This is a genomic window from Candidatus Kinetoplastibacterium blastocrithidii (ex Strigomonas culicis) (assembly GCF_000319245.1).
Lineage (GTDB): Bacteria > Pseudomonadota > Gammaproteobacteria > Burkholderiales > Burkholderiaceae_B > Kinetoplastidibacterium > Kinetoplastidibacterium blastocrithidiae.
In genome coordinates this window covers 187987-207866 of record NC_019814.1, presented here as the reverse complement: position 1 = coordinate 207866, position 19880 = coordinate 187987, and the positions used below count along the sequence as shown (strand labels likewise).

Genomic DNA, 19880 nt, shown 5'->3' with positions numbered 1-19880 from the left:
AAAAACTAGCATGAGTAAAATATTAAATCTATAACTAAATTATAAATATGAATAATAGATCTATCAATGAAATTAATAATTTAAGAGCTTTTTTTTATAAACTATGCTCCCCTCCAATCCATGATAATAAAAAAAATAAATTTTTAATTATTATGATTAACAAAAAAAAATGCGGTATTTCTAGTATAGAAACATGTGAAATATTACAACAACATGGATTAGGATATATAAATGGAACTAATTTACATATCGGTAATGAAAATATTTCTGTAAAAGATCTAGGGGAATTATTATTAAATGCAACAAAAATATTAAAATCCGAATATAAAATCAAGAAATGGAATAACGAACTTTTAGATATTATCGGTCCAAATTATGAAATACTTGGCTATATAGAAAGATCTGCAGCTCGTATTCTAGGATTCAAAACCAGATCAGTTCATATGAACTCTTGGTTAAATAATAAAGAATTATGGGTGTCAAAAAGATCACACAAAAAGACTATCGACCCTGGAAAACTAGAAACAATAGTTGGAGGGCTTGTTAGTAAAGGAGAAAAACCAGAACAGGCTTTAACTAGGGAATGCTATGAAGAGGCAAATTTAATAGAAAGAAACATTTTAGCAAGCAGTAAACTTTCTAGAATTTTCAATATAAAAAAAAACACTGAAGAAGGTTATCAGATAGAAGAACTTTTAAGCAAAACTAGCTTATTAAAAGAAAGTTTTTACCCAAAAAATAACGATGGAGAAGTGGCGATTTTTAAAAAAATGAGAATAGAAGAAATTACCCCAGAAATATTATCCGACAGTTTTACAATAGAATCATCTATCATAATATTGTCGGATATTATTAAACTAATGACTATAAGAAACTACTTAAATATTAGCTAGGGCTAATATCGTAATTAGACCTCTGCCTCCAAGTATCTATAGCAATCCTTCTCTGATTTACTATGCTCTCTATACGACATCGGAGCTCAGAGTCTTTTTCTAACAATACGCCAAGATCTTTGGAGCTGAGTAAAAGCAATTTGCTATAGCCAAGAGAAGTAACTTTTAGCACCAAAGGATCTTTGCCAAACAAATCTAGCTCTCCAAAAAACTCACCACTTCCTAACTCAACAACAGTATCATCGGGTAAATGCATCGCTACAGCTCCAGAAGCTACAAAGTACATCTCTCTGCCTTGTTTACCTTTTGTTATAACTATTTGGTCAGGCAGAGCTAACCTAGGTTTTAGCAACTTGCATATAGACTTAAGTGAATTCAAGCTAAGATCATGGAATAAGGGTACCTTTTTTATTAGCTCAGCAGAACTTAACTCAATATCAAGAGGAGGATGTCTATCTATATAATGCCAGCGAGCGTGTGATTTTTCCATCAAATCCTCATATACTTCTCCACTAATTAAGAATTTGCTAAGCATATCACTATATCTAATATACTCTAATTCCCTAGCAGCTCTCCCAAGATAAATCTCCTGCAACCCAGTGGCATATAATGGATATTGCAAATTCATAGCCTGTAATGCATTTTCTATAAGACCTAACCGACGCTTATGTGCTTTTATTATAACCTCTATAGCTTCATCACCAAGAATTGGAGAAACCTTCTCACTAGCAAACAATATTAATTTTTGCTCAACAGATCTTTTTATCATCAGGTTAGCAAAACGATAACCTAACTTATCAGCAAGCCATTCATTATAGCCAAATATATTATGAAACCATAAGGCCACCCTAATCATTTTTGAATAACGCAAATCATTTTCAACCGCATATTCAAAACCATCTAAACCACCGGTTCTAATAGCATCTTCCAAATACTCAGCTCTAGATAATAAAGATTCAGCTACTCTTTCATCGACAATCCTTGCTTTAAGTATATCAAAAAGCATCTCTTCTTCTCTTTGAGCTAAAATAGCTAAACCAGCAGACACTCGCTCTGATTTGTTCATTTGAGAAACTGGAACATCGTGTAATCTTAATAAACTAGACTTAAAAACAGCCTGTATTCTCTCTAAGGAATCTTGTCCTATATGCTCTGTCCTTGCTACTTCTTCTATATGGACCTGTAACTCTTTTAATGTAACACCTAGAACCTGATTTCTTATAGTAGTATCAATTAATGACAGTTCATTTAACTTAAGAACCCTTATCAAAGGCCTTAAAGTAACCCCATTAATAAATAATGTCATAAGAACAAAACCAGTAGTAGCAATTGCGATAAAATGCCTCAATTCCTCAGGAACAGAATTGTTTTCCGTAACGGCCAAAGCAAGAGCAAGAGAAACAGCTCCTCTCAATCCCCCCCATAAGATAACCAAATTATAAGGAAGACTTACAGTAGTACCTAATCTTGTTATTCTAAGTATTGGCAGCAAGCCAAATATGACAACCGCCCTAGCAACAAGCGTAATAGCGAAAACTATAAGCGTTAGTATACATGTCTGCAGGTTTAAAGTACCCATAAAACGGGGTATTAGCATAGCAGAAAAAAGAAAAATTAGTGAATTAGCCCAAAAACCAAATTGTTCCCAAAACTTAGATAAATACTCTGAAGTAGTTGGTGACATTCTTATGCGTCCGGTAGATCCAACAACCAATCCAGATATGACAGTTGCAACAACGCCAGAAACATTAAGATAATGCTCCGAAATAAAGAAAGACAAATAAGCTAATGTTAATGTAAGTGTAATCTCTGCTGCATGGAAACCTCTTAACCAAGTAAACAAGAAACAAGCAGCCTTACCCATCACATAACCAACAAGCCCACCACCCACAAACAAAATTACAAAATCATTTATTACATTACCAATACAAAGCTCACCACTACCAGCTAAAACTGATAGTAATACTGTATATAAAGCTATAGAAGCTGCATCATTAAATAAACTCTCGCCTTCAACTAATGTAGTTAGACGCTTTGGCGCTCCTACTTCTCTAAAAATACCAACCACTGCTACTGGATCTGTTGTGGCAACAATAGATCCTAATAAAAGGCAAGCTACTAAACCATAAGAAGATATAGCATTGATAGTAAAACCTACCACTATAGTACACACAATAACAGCAACAATTGCCATCATAAGGATAGGACCAATATCATCTAACAACCTTCTCACATTCATAGACAAAGCAGTCTCAAATAATAAGACCGGTAAAAAAACCATCAAGAAAGCTTCAGAAGATATTTCTAATGACCCAAGGGAATCCAGAAAATCAGCTACAACAAATGGAGCCCAGTTATGCGGCCCATAGACCAAGACCCCTAAAATGCAACCAACAATCGCTAAGATAACAGAATATGGAAGCTTAATACGCACAGACAAAGGAGACAGAAAACAAACCAATGTTAATAAACCTGTCAATCCAAAAACTATAAAACCGACATTCATGAACTAAGCTTCCTAACTATAAATGTATAAATGAATTATTACTGAATTAGAAATTAGATAAAACACACATCATTTTAACAAGAATTTTTTCATTTTTTTCATAGCAGCTGATTCTATTTGACGAACCCTTTCAGCTGATATTCCAAATTCATCTGCCAACTCTTGTAAAGTATGATTAGATTCATCCTGTAACCAGCGCGATTCAACTATTTTGCGCGAGCGACCATCTAAAACTTCTAACGCTTTTTTTAAACCAGTAGATTGCATAAGATCGTAATCTCGCTTATTTAAGATATTATCTGGCTCATCCTTAGAATCAAATAAATATTCAGCAGGATAATAGCCATCATCGTCATCTTCTCTAGACTCTATAGGAATATCGGATCCAGAAAGACGGATCTCCATCTCTCTTATATCTTCACAACGAACATTTAGGCTACTTGCTATTTTATCTATCTGAGCTGAATCAAGGTAATTACCATTAGAACGCATGCTACGCAAGTTAAAAAATATCTTACGTTGAGCTTTCGTGGTAGCAATTTTTACCAAGCGCCAATTTCTTATAACGAATTCATGAATTTCTGCTTTTATCCAATGAACTGCAAATGACATAAGACGGACTCCTCTTTCGGGGTCAAATCGCCTTATAGCCTTCATCAATCCAATATTACCTTCCTGTATTAAGTCAGCATGAGGCAAACCATATCCTAAATATTGCCTTGCTATCGATATTACCAAACGCAAATGTGAAAGTACCAGTTCTTTGGCAGCTCCTAAATCACCAGTATCTCTTAAACAACGTGCTAGCTCCACTTCACGATCAGCTGAAAGAACAGGCATTCTGTTAGCATTAGCAATATATGATTCTATAGTTCCAACACCGCTAAGACTGAAAGAATCCAAGACTACTGAGGTGCTAGAAGAATGTGTTAAAAAGCCACCTTTAGATCCAGTCATAATCACACCTCTAGAATAACTAAAAAATTATAACTATAAAATTACCTAATACCATGAATGTAGTGTAATATTGTACCTCTCAGTAGGTTTTTTTACAATCTACATATATTCAAAATCTATTATAAATGAACACCAGACACAGCTGGTTAGGATACATTATTTATACAGAGTTTGCAAAAATTAATTAATAGATACTAATTTCAATCTGCTATTATAAGCTTGAGATGTTGATTATATAGTGTTAATTATGCATGATAGTATCAACCTTGTTAGTTAAAGATTTTTATGAAAAAAGATAATGATGTTATATTATCCATACAAGACTTAACAGTTGGCTATGGAGAATCAATCATATTAAACAATATCTCTATGGATGTGCGAAAAAAAGAGATTGTTGCTATAATGGGAGGCTCTGGGTCAGGAAAAACTACCTTATTTAAATCAATTACAAATCAAATACCAATTATCAATGGAAAGGTAAAAATATTCGACCAAGACATAAGATTACTGCAAGACAAGGATCTTAAAAACTTAAGAAGCAAAATGGGTGTATTATTCCAGCATGGAGCCCTATTCACTGATTTAAACGTATTTGATAATGTAGCATTTCCTTTAATAGAACTTACAAAAATACCCATCGAAGAGATAATAAAAATTGTTTTAGAAAAACTTGATTCTGTTGGCTTAAAAGCAGCGGCTCATATGCCTGTAACAACCCTGTCAGGAGGGATGGCAAAAAGAGTAGCTTTAGCAAGAGCGATTGCATTAGATCCATGGATTATGTTGTATGACGAACCATTTTCTGGACTAGACCCAATTTCAATGGGAGTAATAGCTAAACTAATAAAAGAACTATCTAACACTTTACAATGTGCCTCTATACTAATAACACATGAAATGCAAGAATCATTTAGGATAGCAGATACTATCAATATAATTGGAAATGGATCCATCATAGCATCAGGATCACCAGAATCATTGTCTAGATCAGAAGATCCCTTTGTTAAACAATTTATAAACGGAGCTCCAACAGGACCAGTACCATTTAACCACCCTGAAACATATGATTTTAAAGAATGGCTGTTAAAGCTAAGGCAACAAATATGATTCAACTAAATAATATTCTAAATCGTGTTTATGAATTTACTTTAAACACAGGAAGATTGTGTTGCCTACTATGTAAAATAGTCATTAGAAGTGATTTAACAAATAAAAGAAGAAGTCTAGTTGTAGATCAAATTTATCTTATCGGTAATAATTCTGTTTTAATAATCTCCATTTCTGGTTTATTTGTAGGCTTTGTTCTGGGACTTCAAGGTTATCTGATGCTTAGTAAGTTTAGTGCAGAAGATACTCTTGGTTTAATGGTTACTGTATCATTAACAAGAGAATTAGGCCCTGTAGTTACAGCTCTTCTTTTTGCTGGTAGAGCAGGGACATCAATGACAGCCGAGATAGGATTAATGAAAGCTGGAGAACAGATACTAGCAATGGAAATAATGGCAATTGATCCAGTAGAAAGGATTCTAGCACCACGTTTTTGGGCTGGAATATTATCAATGCCAGTGTTAGCTATAATATTCTCAACAACTGGTATTATTGGAAGCTGGCTTGTTGGAGCAATAGTCGTTGGTATAGATTCTGGTCTTTTTTGGTCTCAAATTCAATGCGGATTTGATATATATTCTGATATCGTATGCGGAACTATATTCAAGAGTTTGGTTTTCGGTCTGTCAACCGTTGCAATTTCATTAAATGAAGGATGGCAATGCAACCCTACTCCTGATGGTATATCAAGAGCTATAACCAGGACAGTTGTGAACGGATCTCTAACTGTGTTTCTATTAGATTTTTTTATGACCTCTATACTATTCGTAAACTAACTTTTAAATTATGATGAACTCTAAAACTGAACTTTTGGTTGGCTTGTTTGTTGTTGTAGGAATTGCATCTTTGTTCTTTCTTGTTCTACAAACAAATAATTTAAGGAACAAACCATTCGCATCTACCTACATAGTTAAGGCTAATTTTGATAACGTTGGATCTTTAAAAATCAACTCACAAGTAAAAAGTGCTGGTGTAACCATCGGCCGTGTAAAAAATGTATCACTTGACACAAAATCATTCCTAGCTAGCGTTACTATGAACATAGATAAGAAATATTTACTGCCTATAGATACTTCTGCATCAATACTAACATCTGGATTACTTGGCGAACAATATATAGACATTAGCCCTGGTAATGAAGAAGAATATATTAAAAATTTAGAATGTATAGTATATACTCAGGGCTTCATATCTATGGAACAGTTAATGAGTAAATTATTATATAGTTCTGGTGAAAAAAACATAATTGGCATGTCTATTATAAATGATCCTGAACAGTTTGAGTATTAATAAACAATATGTTTATACAAAATAAAAATTCAACGAATAGCATAAATGTCTTTGCATTAATTATAATATTCTCTTGTTTTATACTATCAGCTTGCAGTGCATTCAGTCATAACCAGAAAAATGAGTTTAAAGCTGACTATGCAGAAAAAACAAACAGAGTTTTTTTTAAAATTAATCAAGATATTGATAATTCAGTTCTTATTCCACTAGCTAACTGCTATAGATTAATAATTCCAGAGACTATAAGGGATTGTATACATAACGCATTAGATAATGCTGATAGTATAACCTCTGCTTTGAATAGTATACTTCAAGGCAACTGCCATGATGCTATTAATACATTAGGAAGATTTATGTTTAATACAACTATGGGGATAGGAGGATGTTTTGATGTTGCCTCTAAGACCGGGGCAATGAGAATACCAAATGACTTTGGAACAACCTTGGCCATTTGGGGAATTAAACCTGGACCATATATTGTATTACCATTAATTGGTCCTAGTAATCTACGTGATAGCATAGGAAGTTTCTGTGATCTATTATCAAGCCCTGTAAAAATAATACCTTGCAGCAGATATTGCAAGATAGGTTTTGCTTCCCTAGTAATATTAGACGCAAGAATGAATCTTTTATATGCGACAGACTTGCTCAATACTATTGCAATCGACCCATATACACTAACAAGAGACTCATATATGGGTAAAAGAGCTATCGCAAATCAAGACAAAGATGATACAAGAGTGCCAGATTATGAAGACTGAACAAAAAATTTAGCTAAAAGGAAAATTACAATATGTATATTTCATTAGGTAATGATATAAAAAAAACAGTATTTTTCTTATATCTTATTTCAGTAATGTTATTCCCTAATACAACCTATGCACAGGCAGGTAATGTTAACAATCCTGATAATTTTATAACAAATGTTACAAACCTTGCTTTGATAGAAATTCAAAAAACAATAGAATCAGGTAGAATGGATTTAGATAGCATTAATGTAGTAGTTGATAACTATATACTACCTCATGTGGATTTTTTTAAAACCACTAAACTTACAGCAGGCAAACACTGGAAAATAGCTACTGATGAACAGAGAAAAGCATTAATAAAAGTATTTCGCAATACTTTGGTTAAAACATATAGGAGCGCTTTTAGTTTAATTTCAAAGAACACAAAAATAAAAGTATTGCCATATCGAGGAGAAGCAAAATCTAATGATGCCATAATAAAATCGTTTGTACAGCAAAGCAATGGAAAACAAATACAAATAAACTACAGGCTAACAAGACATGGTAATACTTGGAAAATTTATGATGTAAGCATAGAAGGAATGTGGCTAATAGAAAGTTATCGAAATCAATTTAATAACGAAATCCATAGCAATGGTATAGATACACTTATAGAAAAATTAGATAAAATTCATAAATAATCCTCTATTTTAAAAATTATATGTTTTCAATATCTATAGAACAATTGTGTAAAACTTACACACTAAAAAATAAATCTTACAAGCCGACTAAGGCTTTAAATAATATTAATTTACAAATAAAACCTGGGGAATTTTTCGGGCTTCTTGGACAAAATGGCGCTGGAAAGACTAGCCTTATTTCTATATTGTCAGGTCTTTCTTTTCCAACCTCCGGTAAAGTAAAGATATATGGTCATGATGTTGTAAGAGATTATCGTAAAGCAAGAAATTTAATAGGCACTGTTCCACAAGAATTAGTATACGACCCCTTCTTTACGGTAAGAGAAACACTGTTTATACAATCAGGATATTTTGGTATAAAATCAAATGACTTATGGATAGAAGAGTTGCTTGATAACCTGTCCCTTTCTGATAAAGCAGATCATGATATGAGATCATTATCAGGAGGAATGAAAAGAAGAGTGCTGATAGCACAAGCGCTAGTACATCGCCCTCCTATAATAGTATTAGATGAACCAACTGCTGGTGTTGATATAGGCCTACGTCACACATTATGGAAATTTATATCACGTCTAAATAAAGAAGGACATACTATTTTATTAACTACGCATTATATTGAAGAAGCTGAGGAAATGTGTAATCGTATTGCTATACTAAAATCTGGAGATTTAATAGCGCTAGATGAAACAAAAAATTTAACGTCAAGATTTGGAGGAAAAAATCTTGAAGAAGCCTTTGTGAATATTATTAATTGCAATGAATTATCCTCTTTCAATAAAGAACTATAATATAGTTATGGGATGCTTATGGAATTTAAATTAAACAACAATAAGAACCAATATGTGCTATCAAATCAAAGAAAGAATATGATAGGTTTCTTTACATTGTTGAAAAAAGAAATATTACGTTTCTATAAAGTATTTTTTCAGACTGTAGCTGCACCTGTTACAACGTCACTTTTATATCTATTGGTATTTAGTCAAATATTACAAGATAGATTAGCTTTTGACAGCATACATTATACTAGTTTTATAATTCCAGGTCTAATAGCCATGAGTATGATGCAAAACTCTTTTTCTAATACATCTTCATCACTAATCCAAAGCAGGGTTACTGGAAGCATTATATTCATGCTGCTATCTCCAATGTCCCATATAGAAATATTCTTTGCCTATGTACTAGCAGCAGTTGCTAGAGGACTAACTGTCGGGTTTTTCGTATGGCTTTTTTCAATTTCCATTAATCCTTTAGGTGCTGTAAATTATCTATGGGTAATGGTATTTGCTTTACTAACATGTAGCATAATGAGCGTTATTGGAATGATTGCTGGAATATGTTCTGAAAAGTATGACCAGTTAGCCATGTTTCAAAATTTTTTAATAGTTCCTTCTACTTTTCTGTCAGGGGTATTTTATTCAGTCCAAACGTTACCAGAATTTTGGCAAAGAATATCGTATTGTAACCCTATGTTCTATATGATAGATGGTTTTCGTTATGGTTTTTTTGAAAAATCTGATGTATCCCCATATATTAGCCTCGCAATAGTAATATCCGTTCTTATATCTTTATCCCTTTTTGCTTTGCGTCTTATGTCTACTGGTTATAAATTAAGGTCATAATAAAATAAAAATATAATATATAGATTATAGAATCAGTTATTTTTTTCAACATTAGGATTACGAATTATCAACTTACAATATTTATTATGGCTTCAATGGAAGAATTACAAATCATAGGTGGCTCACAACTTGAAGGGGATGTTAACATCTCTGGCGCAAAGAATGCTGCATTACCAATTTTATGTGCTGGATTACTAACATCAGAAACAATTTCACTGAGTAATTTGCCGGATCTTAATGATGTTTCTACAACTATCAAGTTACTTAGTAAGCTTGGATCAATAACAGAAAAGAATGGTCCAAACAAAGTATCTATAATGTCAAATAAAATAGATAATCTAAAAGCTCCTTACGAACTAGTGAAAACAATGAGGGCATCTATTTTAGTTCTAGGTCCGCTTTTAACCAGATTTGGGGAAGCTATTGTTAGTATGCCTGGAGGATGTGCTATAGGACAGAGGCCTATAGATCAGCATATAAAATGCTTATCTGCATTAGGAGCTGATATAAGAGTAGAACATGGTTTTGTTATTGCAAAAGCAAAGAAACTTAAAGGGACTATAGTTCGTCCAGATATAGTGACAGTTACCGGAACAGAAAATATCATTATGGCAGCAACTCTTGCAGAAGGCGAAACTATTATAGAAAATGCTGCATGCGAACCAGAAATAGTAGATCTGTCTAATATGCTAATAAAAATGGGAGCTAATATAAAAGGACACGGAACGAGTAGAATAGTTATAAATGGAGTTGACAAATTATATGGAGCAAATCATAGAATACTACCAGATAGGATAGAAGCAGGTACTTTTTTGTGCGCTCTAGCTGCTACAGGTGGTAATATAAGAATAAATGGTGTTAATCCATATGACATGTTAGCTACTATAGATAAAATAAGACTATCTGGGGTTTCTGTAAAACAAGACAATGGTAGTTTACTATGCAGCATGAACAAGAAACCAAAATCTGTAAACATTGTCACTTGTGAGTATCCTGGATTAGCAACTGATATGCAAGCACAATTTATGGCGCTAAACTGTGTATCATATGGAACGTCAATGATAGTTGAAAATATATTTGAAAATAGATATCTTCATGTACAAGAACTCAATAGATTAGGAGCAGATATAACAATTAATGGAAATTCTGCTACAGTTCGTGGGGTAGACTTTCTTTCTGGAGCAACTGTAAGAGCTACGGATCTAAGAGCATCAGCAAGTCTAGTTATAGCTGGACTGGTTGCTCAAGGTAAGACAACTATAGAACAAATCTATCATCTGGATCGCGGTTATGAAAACATTGAGGTAAAACTTCAAAAGCTAGGAGCTAACATTAAACGAGCTACAAATAGGAATGATGAATGAAGAAAATTGTGAACAAGAGCATCACATTGGCTTTATCAAAAGGACGAATTTTTGAAGATACAATGCCACTTTTAGCAGAAGCAGGTATAAAAGTTAATGACAACCCTGAGAAATCTCGGAAACTAATAATACAGACTAGCGATCCCAATTTAAGAATATTAATACTGAGAGCATCAGATGTCCCTACTTATGTACAATACGGCGCAGCAGATATAGGAATTGCCGGTAAAGATATACTTATAGAACACTCTGCGCAACAACCTGGTGGCTTATATCAGCCAATAAACTTAAATATAGCTAGATGTCGCCTAGCTGTTGCTGTACGACAAGATTTTAATTATAAAGATGCTGTTAAGCAAGGATCTAGATTGCGTGTGGCTACAAAATATATTAGATCTGCCAGAGAGCACTTTGCAGCAAAAGGAGTACACATAGATTTAATAAAACTATATGGATCAATGGAACTGGCACCTCTAGTTGGTCTTGCTGATGCTATTGTGGATATAGTTTCGACTGGAGACACACTTAAAGCCAACGGTTTAGTAGTAGTAGAAGATATAATACCTATATCCTCTAGACTTATAGTTAATCAAGCATCACTTAAAAACAACGTGGCATCGTTACAACCAATTATAGATGCCTTTTCTCGTGCTACTAATTTATATGAATGAAATTGCATACATAACCTGTTGTTAAACTGAGAAGAATTAATAATATAACTATGATTACACGTCTTGATTCTATTGATCCAAATTTCTACTCATCTCTTTCCTCTATATTAGAATTTGACTCTAATGAAGATGAATCTATTGAAAAAACAGTAAATTTAATATTAAAAGATATAAAGAATGATGGAGACAAAGCTTTACTAAATTATACTAGAAAATTTGACCGTCTTAATGTAGATTCTCCGGATAAATTAGAAATTCCAAAAGAGGAATGGATAAAATCACTTAACAATGTTCCAAAGCAACAACGCGAAGCGTTGGAAATTTCTGTTAACAGAATCAAAGAATATCATGAGAAACAAAGAGCATTCACTTGGAGTTATAAAGATTCGTATGATAATATTCTTGGACAAAAAATAACACCTATAGACAAAGTAGGGCTATATGTACCAGGAGGTAAAGCTTCATACCCATCGTCCGTCCTTATGAATGCAATACCTGCAAAAATAGCTGGTGTTCCAGAATTGATTATGGTTTCACCTACTCCAGATGGTTATATTAATAGCATGGTTCTAGCTGCTGCTGCATTAGGAGACGTTGACAGAATATTTGCTATAGGCGGGGCACAAGCCATAGGCTCCCTAGCATATGGCACAGAAACCGTGAATCAAGTAGATAAAATAGTGGGGCCAGGTAATGCATATGTAGCATGTGCGAAACGCAAGGTTTTTGGAACGGTAGGAATAGATATGATAGCAGGTCCTAGCGAGATATTGATTATATGCGATGGAAAAACACCTGCCGAATGGATAGCTATGGATTTATTTTCACAAGCAGAACATGATGAGCTAGCACAATCTATAATGTTATGTCCAGATATGGACTTTATAAATGAAGTAGAGGATCAAATTAAAAAATTGATTCATAGAATGCCTAGAGTTGATATTTTAAAAAAAAGTTTATCAAATCGAGGAGCTTTAATTAAGGTAAACAATCTATCTGAAGCATGTGATATAGCAAATATTATTGCCCCAGAGCATTTAGAAATATCTACAGAAAATGCTACTGAATTAGTGCCTTTAATAAGACATGCAGGAGCAATATTTATAGGATGCTTTAGTTCCGAATCATTGGGAGATTATTGTGCTGGACCTAACCATGTATTACCGACTTCCCGCACAGCAAGATTCTCATCTCCATTAGGGGTATATGATTTCCAAAAACGTTCAAGTCTTATTAATATTTCAGAGAAGGGATCGATAGGCCTAGGGAAAATAGCGTCAACTCTGGCAAACAGTGAAGGACTGCAAGCCCATGCATCCAGTGCTCAATATCGTATAGACGGAAAATATCATGATAGCAAATAAGAAACTCTCAAATCTTATTAATGATACAATTAGAGAAGATATTCTAAGAACTGATGCTTATCCTATTAGTAGCTCTGATAACTATATAAAATTAGATGCTATGGAATCACCATATGTCTTGCCGGAAGAAATTCTTGATCACGTTATTAACAATCTAAGAAAGATTCATTTGAATCGTTATCCTAGCACTGATAAATCTAAACTAACAAGAATTATAAAAGAAAAATTTAACATACCTTGTAATTCTGATCTATTATTTGGAAATGGATCTGATGAACTTATACATTTAATAATTCAAAGCTGCTGCAAGCCAGGAGATGCTGTTTTATCCCCATCACCTTCTTTTGTATTCTTTGAAATGGCATCGCAATTTAACCACGCAAAATTTATTAAAGTTGATCTTACTGATGATCTACAATTAGATATATGTAAGATGATAGAATCCATAAAATATAACTTACCAAAAATCATATTCCTAGCAATGCCAAATAATCCAACTGGTGGGCTATGGAATGACAGTGATGTGCAATCAATAATAGACATAGCTCCTGGCCTAGTAATAATAGATGAGGCCTACTATGCTTTTAATAAAAAATCATGGATGAATCGTTTACATGAACTACAAAATGTATTAATTCTAAGAACATTCTCAAAAATTGGTCTAGCTGGCATACGATTTGGTTATCTCGCAGGTAATCCGGAATGGATAAAACAGATAAATAAAATAAGACCACCCTATAATATAAATGTACTAACAGAATCTGTAATTCTTAGCGTATTAGATAAGAAATATATTTTAGATGAACATTCTAATCAAATTCTATCAAATAGAATTAAGCTATCAGAATCATTAAGAGAAATAGATCATATTAAATCATATGAATCCTATGGCAATTTTATTTTGGTTAGGTTTGACAATAGCATTATAGCTAAAAATGTTTTCAATGAATTGAAATCAAATAACATTTTAGTAAAAGATATGTCTAATTCTCATTCTTTACTGAGTAATTGCCTAAGACTATCTGTTGGCACTGATTCTGAAAATAGACTATTGATTAAAACCATATTAAAAATTATTCATAAAAAATAACTATTATGCGTATAGCTCAAGTAACACGTAATACAAATGAAACACATGTTAAATTATCAATTAATATAGACGGGTCTGGTGAAAAACATATAGATACTGGAATCCCATTCTTAGATCACATGATAGATCAAGTATCACGTCATGGACTAATTGATATAAGAATAGAATCTAATGGGGATTTACATATAGATGATCATCATTCTGTCGAGGATATTGGAATAACATTGGGAATGGCTATTAAAAAGGCATTAGGCGATAAAATTGGTATTTCTCGATATGGCGAATCATATGTGCCTCTTGATGAGTCTCTATCTAGAGTAGTTATAGATTGCTCAGGCAGACCTCATCTTGAATATAACGTTACATTTACTAGACCATATGTCGGTAAATTTGACATAGATCTAATAAGAGAATTTTTCCAGGGCTTAGTTAACCATGCACTGATAACATTACATATTGATAATATACGTGGCGGTAACTCACATCATCAATGTGAATCTATATTTAAAGCATTTGGGATTGCCTTACGTAAAGCCATAAATAAGGATTCACGTATGTCGGGAATTATGCCTTCTACGAAAGGCGTATTATAAATTACATAACCTTAATAAGAAACTTAAAGTGTCTAATATTGCTATTATCGATTTTGGAATGGGAAATCTCCATTCAGTAGCTAGGGCAATGCAATACGCAGCCCCGGAAGCTAACATTAAAATTTGTAGTTCCACTGAAGAAATAAAAAGGGCAGATAAATTAGTTCTTCCTGGTCAAGGAGCAATGCTAGACTCCATGAAAAACCTTGAAAAATTAGGATTGATAGAATTGATTAAAAACACCATTTCAGAAAAACCTATGCTTGGTATCTGCGTAGGTGAACAAATGTTGTTTGATTATAGCCTAGAAAATGGACATGTAAAATGCCTTGGGCTATTAAGAGGATCTGTAAAACAATTCAGTGGCTATCCTTTTGTTAATGCCTCGAACTCAGAAGAAAAAATCAACGCAAATTCTCTAAAAGTCCCACATATGGGATGGAATAGAGTTCATCAAAAACAAGATCATTTTCTATGGAAAGACATTCCCAATAATACCCATTTCTATTTTGTTCATAGCTACTATGTCTGTCCAGAAGATGAGACTATTATAGCAGGAGAAACTGATTATGGATTGTCTTTCACCTGTGCTATAGCTTCTGATAATATATTTGCAGTACAGTTTCATCCAGAGAAAAGTTCGAAATATGGATTAATGCTATATCGTAACTTTGCAAACTGGAAAGTTTGATGTTAAATTTAAAATAATATTCTTTTAATTAACCTAATTTATAGTATATATATGTTACTGATTCCAGCTATCGATCTTAAAAACGGACAATGTGTTAGATTACGCCAAGGAAATTTGAGTGATTCCACAATTTTTTCAGAAGAACCATCCATAGTAGCTAAAAGATGGTTGGAGAGTGGAGCTCGTCGTATACATTTAGTAGACCTTAATGGAGCATTCATAGGAAAACCTAAAAATGATCTACAAATAAAGTCAATACTAGATACTATTGATAATGAGATTCCTGTACAAATAGGAGGTGGTATCCGTGATTTAAACACCATTGAATACTATTTAGATATAGGAATATCTTACGTTATTATCGGAACAGAGGCAGTGAAGAATCCAGGTTTCCTGAATGAGGCTTGTGTGGCTTTCCCTGGACACATAATAGCTGGACTAGACGCCAAAGATGGTAAGCTTGCTACTGATGGATGGAGTAAGATAACTAAACACAATTTAATAGATATTGCAAAAAAATTTGAAAATTATGGATGTGACTCTATCATTTACACTGACATAAACAGGGATGGAATGTTGTCTGGATTAAATATAGAATCTACTGTTGAGCTTGCAAGAAACATAAAAATTCCTGTATACGCATCAGGAGGTGTAGCAACGATTAAAGATATCGAAAAATTATGTGAAGTTTCTGAAGAAGGGATAGAAGGCGCTATTTTAGGAAGAAGCATATATGAAGGATCTTTAGATTTTAGATCAGCTCAAAAACTAGCCGATGAACTAACAAAACCAAAGTCGAAGTAAAAATGACAAACTTTCTAACAAAAAGAATTATACCATGCCTTGATGTTGCTGGTGGACGTGTAGTAAAAGGAGTCAATTTTGTTAACTTAACGGATGCTGGAGATCCAGTAGAAATAGCAAAACGTTATGACGAACAAGGTGCTGATGAGATAACCTTCCTTGATATTACAGCAACTAATGAGAATCGTGAACTAATTCTACCCGTAATAGAGAAAGTTGCCTCCAAAGTATTCATTCCTTTAACAGTAGGAGGTGGGGTTAGGAAAATATCTGATATAAAAAAATTACTGAATGCTGGCGCGGACAAAGTCAGTATAAATAGCTCTGCTGTTGAAAATCCAGATATTGTTAAAGAAGCATCTGATTACTATGGTTCGCAATGTATAGTTGTTGCTATAGATGCTCGTCGTGTTTCTAAAACAGGTGAATATCCTAAATGGGAAGTTCTAATAAAAGGAGGAAGGGAATCAACCGGTATAAATGCTATAAAATGGGCAAAAATGATGTCATCGTATGGCGCTGGTGAGATATTATTAACAAGCATGGATAAAGATGGAACAAAAACTGGATTTGATTTAGAGCTTACAAAAACAATATCTGATAATTTACCAATTCCAGTCATAGCTTCTGGCGGTGTTGGAAGCTTACAACATTTAGCTGATGGTATAACAGAAGGCCATGCTAGTGCTGTATTAGCAGCAAGCATTTTCCATTTTGGAATTCATACTATAAGTGAATGTAAAAAATTCATGACAAATCTTGGTATACCTATTAGGTAGAAACATCTTATGATGAATAACTTAATATCTTGGATAAACAATCTTAAATTTGACAAATATGGCCTATTGCCAGCAATTACACAGGAATATAAAACAAACTCTATTCTTATGTTAGCTTGGATGAATGATGAGGCTTTATATGAAACGGTAAGAACAAAAAAGGTAGTCTACTGGTCTAGATCTCGTAATCGTATATGGCGCAAAGGTGAAGAATCGGGACATATACAAATTGTTCATGAGATAAGAACAGATTGTGACAACGATGTGTTATTACTCAAGGTAGAACAAATTGGAGGAATATCTTGTCATACAGGACGGAATAGCTGTTTCTTTCTTAAATTAGAAAATCCTGAGATAACTACAAATGGAGATATAAACAGATTAGAATGGAAAGAAATAGATCCAATATTAAAAAACCCTGAGCATATATATAAATAAGTATGAAAATCTTAAGAAATACAGGACAAGAAGTGCTATCCAGACTAGCAGATACATTAAAAGACAGAAAACCGAATGAAAACAATAGTCTTAATAATAACAATTCTTACGTAGCAAAATTGTTTACAACTGGACCAGATTCCTTTCTAAAAAAAATAGGTGAAGAAGCTACAGAGCTAGTTATGGCAGCTAAAGACGGGCAGTCTAAATTTATTATTAATGAAACAGCAGATCTCTGGTTTCATTGTATTGTATTGCTAACATATTATAATCTTAGGCCAGAAGATGTTCTATCAGAACTGGAAAGAAGAGAAGGGTTATCTGGAATAGAAGAAAAATCTAGACGTGAAAAAGGTAAGGATTATGATGACTGAGACTTGTATTTTTTGTAAAATCATAAAAAAAGATTTACCAGCGATAATAGTTTTTGAGAATGAAGAGTTTATAGTTTTTCATGATAAAAATCCTATTTCTGAACTACACTTGTTATTAGTAACAAAAAAACATATAGAATCATTGCAAAGTATATCTATTAATGACTCTGAATGGTTAGGAAGAATGATAGCGTTAATACCTGAGATAATTATACAAAACGGATGCAAGAATGGTTTTAGGGTAATTAGTAATGCTGGAACTAATTCTGGACAAGAAATACCACACTTACATTTCCATATAATTGGAGGCAATAGTTTACATAAGAAAATTCTATGATTCTTATGAGTAAATAGTTATATGATGATATGCATATTCCTCAAAATATTTATATGGATTTAAAAAAACATTAAATGAAGTACATAACCTCGAAGATTCTACTAGAATGGTTAAACTGTGTGTTTAATCCAGAAAAGTATGATGACTTTTGTCCTAATGGATTACAAGTAGAAGGAAAAGAAAGAATATACAGTATTGCCTTAGGGGTAACAGCGTGTGAATTATTTTTACAAAAGGCTATTAAAGCTAAAGCAGATGCCGTTATAGTCCATCATGGATTGCTATGGAAAAATGATAATTTAGCTATATCTGGAATAAAACGCAAACGCATAGCATTATGCCTAGAAAATAAACTGAATGTTTTTGCATATCACCTGCCACTAGATGATCATCCAGAGATAGGTAATAACATAACTCTTGGCACTCTATTAGGGTTCTATGATATAAGAAAAAACAGTAGTAACGGGTCTATGTTATGGCTAGGCAAATCTAAGAATTTACGCGACATGGATCATTTAAATACTATTATAAGCACTAAAATAAATCGAGCTTCATTACTCATAGGCAATCCAAAAAAAAATATAGAAAACATTGCATGGTGTTCCGGAGGCGGACAAAAAATGTTTTCAGAAGCAATTGATGTAGGTGCAGATGTTTATGTGACTGGAGAAATATCCGAGCCAGTAGTTCATATAGCTAGAGAAACGGATATTGGATTCATATGTGCTGGACATCATGCTACTGAAAGATATGGAATACAAGCCTTAGGAGATCTCTTAAGAAAAACATTTGATATTAAGGTAGAATACATAGAAGTAGATAATCCTATTTAGTAACAAATTACTATTGATATACAAATATATCAATTATAATGTTCGATATACTACATGAATTTAATTTGCATGTTATTTTTGTAAATGAATAACAAAGACTAACTTGAAGGTATTTCTTAAAAATGATGGTGCTTTACTCAGGAATAACGTGTCCGTTCTCTCATAGATGTCGTTTTGTTTTATTTGAAAAATGGATGGATTTTGAAATCCGTGATATCGATATAAATAATAAACCTGAAAATATTCTTACGATGAATCCATATGGTAATGTACCGATCCTAGTAGAAAGAGATCTAGTTTTGTATGAATCTAACATAATAAACGAATATATAGACGAAAGATTTCCACACCCACAATTAATGCCAGCAGACCCAATAACAAGAGCAAGAATTAGGTTATTTTTATATAATTTTGAAAAAGAGTTGTTCTCTCAAGTTAAAATACTAGAAAATAAAAATGCTAAACATGATAGTAACGCAATTGCCGAAGCCCGTATAAAGATTAAAGATAGACTAACACAACTTTCTCCTATTCTATCAAGAAACAAATTTCTATTAGGAGATGATTTTTCTATGCTTGATATATCAATAGCTCCACTATTATGGAGATTAGAACATTACGAGATATCCTTGTCGAAAAATGCAGCGCCATTACAAAAATATGCAGAAAGAATTTTTTCTAGACCAGCATACATAGAATCATTAACACCTTCAGAGAAAATTATGCGTAGATAGAATTAGG

23 protein-coding genes are annotated in these 19880 nt (G+C 33.1%); 21 read left to right on the top strand and 2 right to left on the bottom strand.

From position 1 onward, the window contains the following. The first annotated feature begins 47 nt into the window (after positions 1 to 47). Positions 48 to 893 carry an NUDIX domain-containing protein gene (locus CKBE_RS01065; protein WP_015237760.1) on the top strand — a complete coding sequence of 282 codons (846 nt, stop codon included), beginning with the start codon at positions 48 to 50 and terminating at the stop codon, positions 891 to 893. Here CKBE_RS01065 and CKBE_RS01060 read toward each other — a convergent pair. Both CKBE_RS01060 and rpoH read right to left on the bottom strand, forming a co-directional pair. Next, the gene (locus CKBE_RS01060; protein ID WP_015237759.1) at positions 886 to 3399 is read right to left on the bottom strand and encodes a cation:proton antiporter; all 2514 of its coding nucleotides are present in this window, start codon (positions 3397 to 3399) and stop codon (positions 886 to 888) included. The genes CKBE_RS01065 and CKBE_RS01060 overlap by 8 nt on opposite strands. Positions 3400 to 3468: 69 nt before the next feature. Then, positions 3469 to 4356 carry an RNA polymerase sigma factor RpoH gene (gene rpoH, locus CKBE_RS01055; protein ID WP_015237758.1) on the bottom strand — a complete coding sequence of 296 codons (888 nt, stop codon included), beginning with the start codon at positions 4354 to 4356 and terminating at the stop codon, positions 3469 to 3471. Positions 4357 to 4641: 285 nt separating this feature from the next. Here rpoH and CKBE_RS01050 point away from each other — a divergent pair, with 285 nt between their 5' ends. From CKBE_RS01050 to CKBE_RS00955, 20 genes are all read left to right on the top strand, one after another. Beyond that, positions 4642 to 5463 (top strand): ABC transporter ATP-binding protein, encoded by an 822-nt coding sequence (locus CKBE_RS01050; RefSeq protein WP_015237757.1) that lies wholly within the window; start codon positions 4642 to 4644, stop codon positions 5461 to 5463. Then, entirely contained in the window at positions 5460 to 6239 is a 780-nt protein-coding gene (gene mlaE / locus CKBE_RS01045) for a lipid asymmetry maintenance ABC transporter permease subunit MlaE (protein ID WP_015237756.1), read from the top strand. Before CKBE_RS01050 ends, mlaE begins: the two co-directional genes overlap by 4 nt. A gap of 10 nt (positions 6240 to 6249) precedes the next feature. After that, a complete protein-coding gene (mlaD, locus tag CKBE_RS01040; protein WP_015237755.1) occupies positions 6250 to 6753 on the top strand; it encodes an outer membrane lipid asymmetry maintenance protein MlaD in 504 nt (167 codons plus the stop codon). A gap of 8 nt (positions 6754 to 6761) precedes the next feature. Next, complete coding sequence (locus CKBE_RS01035; protein WP_015237754.1) at positions 6762 to 7514, top strand: MlaA family lipoprotein; 753 nt, start codon at positions 6762 to 6764, stop codon at positions 7512 to 7514. Between the two features lie 32 nt (positions 7515 to 7546). After that, entirely contained in the window at positions 7547 to 8182 is a 636-nt protein-coding gene (locus CKBE_RS01030; protein ID WP_015237753.1) for an MlaC/ttg2D family ABC transporter substrate-binding protein, read from the top strand. Positions 8183 to 8202: 20 nt separating this feature from the next. Further along, positions 8203 to 8970, top strand: coding sequence for an ABC transporter ATP-binding protein (locus tag CKBE_RS01025; RefSeq protein WP_015237752.1), 768 nt, complete (start codon positions 8203 to 8205; stop codon positions 8968 to 8970). Positions 8971 to 9048: 78 nt separating this feature from the next. Next, positions 9049 to 9801, top strand: a complete 753-nt coding sequence (locus CKBE_RS01020; protein WP_225968694.1) for an ABC transporter permease — start codon at positions 9049 to 9051, stop codon at positions 9799 to 9801. A 95-nt stretch (positions 9802 to 9896) separates the two neighbouring features. Then, complete coding sequence (gene murA, locus CKBE_RS01015; protein WP_192811409.1) at positions 9897 to 11165, top strand: UDP-N-acetylglucosamine 1-carboxyvinyltransferase; 1269 nt, start codon at positions 9897 to 9899, stop codon at positions 11163 to 11165. After that, positions 11162 to 11836 (top strand): ATP phosphoribosyltransferase, encoded by a 675-nt coding sequence (hisG, locus tag CKBE_RS01010; RefSeq protein WP_015389941.1) that lies wholly within the window; start codon positions 11162 to 11164, stop codon positions 11834 to 11836. Before murA ends, hisG begins: the two co-directional genes overlap by 4 nt. Before the next feature lie 44 nt (positions 11837 to 11880). Then, on the top strand, positions 11881 to 13200 hold the full coding sequence (gene hisD, locus CKBE_RS01005) for a histidinol dehydrogenase (RefSeq protein ID WP_192811408.1): 1320 nt from the start codon (positions 11881 to 11883) through the stop codon (positions 13198 to 13200). Beyond that, entirely contained in the window at positions 13187 to 14290 is a 1104-nt protein-coding gene (gene hisC, locus CKBE_RS01000; RefSeq protein WP_015237747.1) for a histidinol-phosphate transaminase, read from the top strand. The genes hisD and hisC overlap by 14 nt, the downstream gene beginning before the upstream one ends. A gap of 5 nt (positions 14291 to 14295) precedes the next feature. Beyond that, the gene (gene hisB / locus CKBE_RS00995; RefSeq protein WP_015237746.1) at positions 14296 to 14883 is read left to right on the top strand and encodes an imidazoleglycerol-phosphate dehydratase HisB; all 588 of its coding nucleotides are present in this window, start codon (positions 14296 to 14298) and stop codon (positions 14881 to 14883) included. A gap of 28 nt (positions 14884 to 14911) precedes the next feature. Further along, positions 14912 to 15574 carry an imidazole glycerol phosphate synthase subunit HisH gene (gene hisH, locus CKBE_RS00990; protein WP_015237745.1) on the top strand — a complete coding sequence of 221 codons (663 nt, stop codon included), beginning with the start codon at positions 14912 to 14914 and terminating at the stop codon, positions 15572 to 15574. 51 nt (positions 15575 to 15625) lie between these two features. After that, complete coding sequence (gene hisA / locus CKBE_RS00985; RefSeq protein ID WP_015237744.1) at positions 15626 to 16378, top strand: 1-(5-phosphoribosyl)-5-[(5-phosphoribosylamino)methylideneamino]imidazole-4-carboxamide isomerase; 753 nt, start codon at positions 15626 to 15628, stop codon at positions 16376 to 16378. 2 nt (positions 16379 to 16380) lie between these two features. Beyond that, a complete protein-coding gene (gene hisF / locus CKBE_RS00980) occupies positions 16381 to 17157 on the top strand; it encodes an imidazole glycerol phosphate synthase subunit HisF (RefSeq protein WP_015237743.1) in 777 nt (258 codons plus the stop codon). 12 nt (positions 17158 to 17169) lie between these two features. After that, positions 17170 to 17595: a phosphoribosyl-AMP cyclohydrolase gene (gene hisI / locus CKBE_RS00975; RefSeq protein WP_015237742.1), complete on the top strand. Its 426-nt coding sequence runs from the start codon at positions 17170 to 17172 to the stop codon at positions 17593 to 17595. A gap of 2 nt (positions 17596 to 17597) precedes the next feature. Further along, positions 17598 to 17969, top strand: coding sequence for a phosphoribosyl-ATP diphosphatase (locus tag CKBE_RS00970; RefSeq protein WP_015237741.1), 372 nt, complete (start codon positions 17598 to 17600; stop codon positions 17967 to 17969). Continuing rightward, complete coding sequence (locus tag CKBE_RS00965) at positions 17962 to 18306, top strand: HIT domain-containing protein (RefSeq protein WP_015237740.1); 345 nt, start codon at positions 17962 to 17964, stop codon at positions 18304 to 18306. The genes CKBE_RS00970 and CKBE_RS00965 overlap by 8 nt, the downstream gene beginning before the upstream one ends. A gap of 74 nt (positions 18307 to 18380) precedes the next feature. Further along, positions 18381 to 19139 (top strand): Nif3-like dinuclear metal center hexameric protein, encoded by a 759-nt coding sequence (locus CKBE_RS00960; protein ID WP_015389939.1) that lies wholly within the window; start codon positions 18381 to 18383, stop codon positions 19137 to 19139. Positions 19140 to 19261: 122 nt separating this feature from the next. Further along, positions 19262 to 19873 (top strand): glutathione S-transferase N-terminal domain-containing protein, encoded by a 612-nt coding sequence (locus tag CKBE_RS00955; protein WP_015237738.1) that lies wholly within the window; start codon positions 19262 to 19264, stop codon positions 19871 to 19873. Positions 19874 to 19880: the final 7 nt, after the last annotated feature.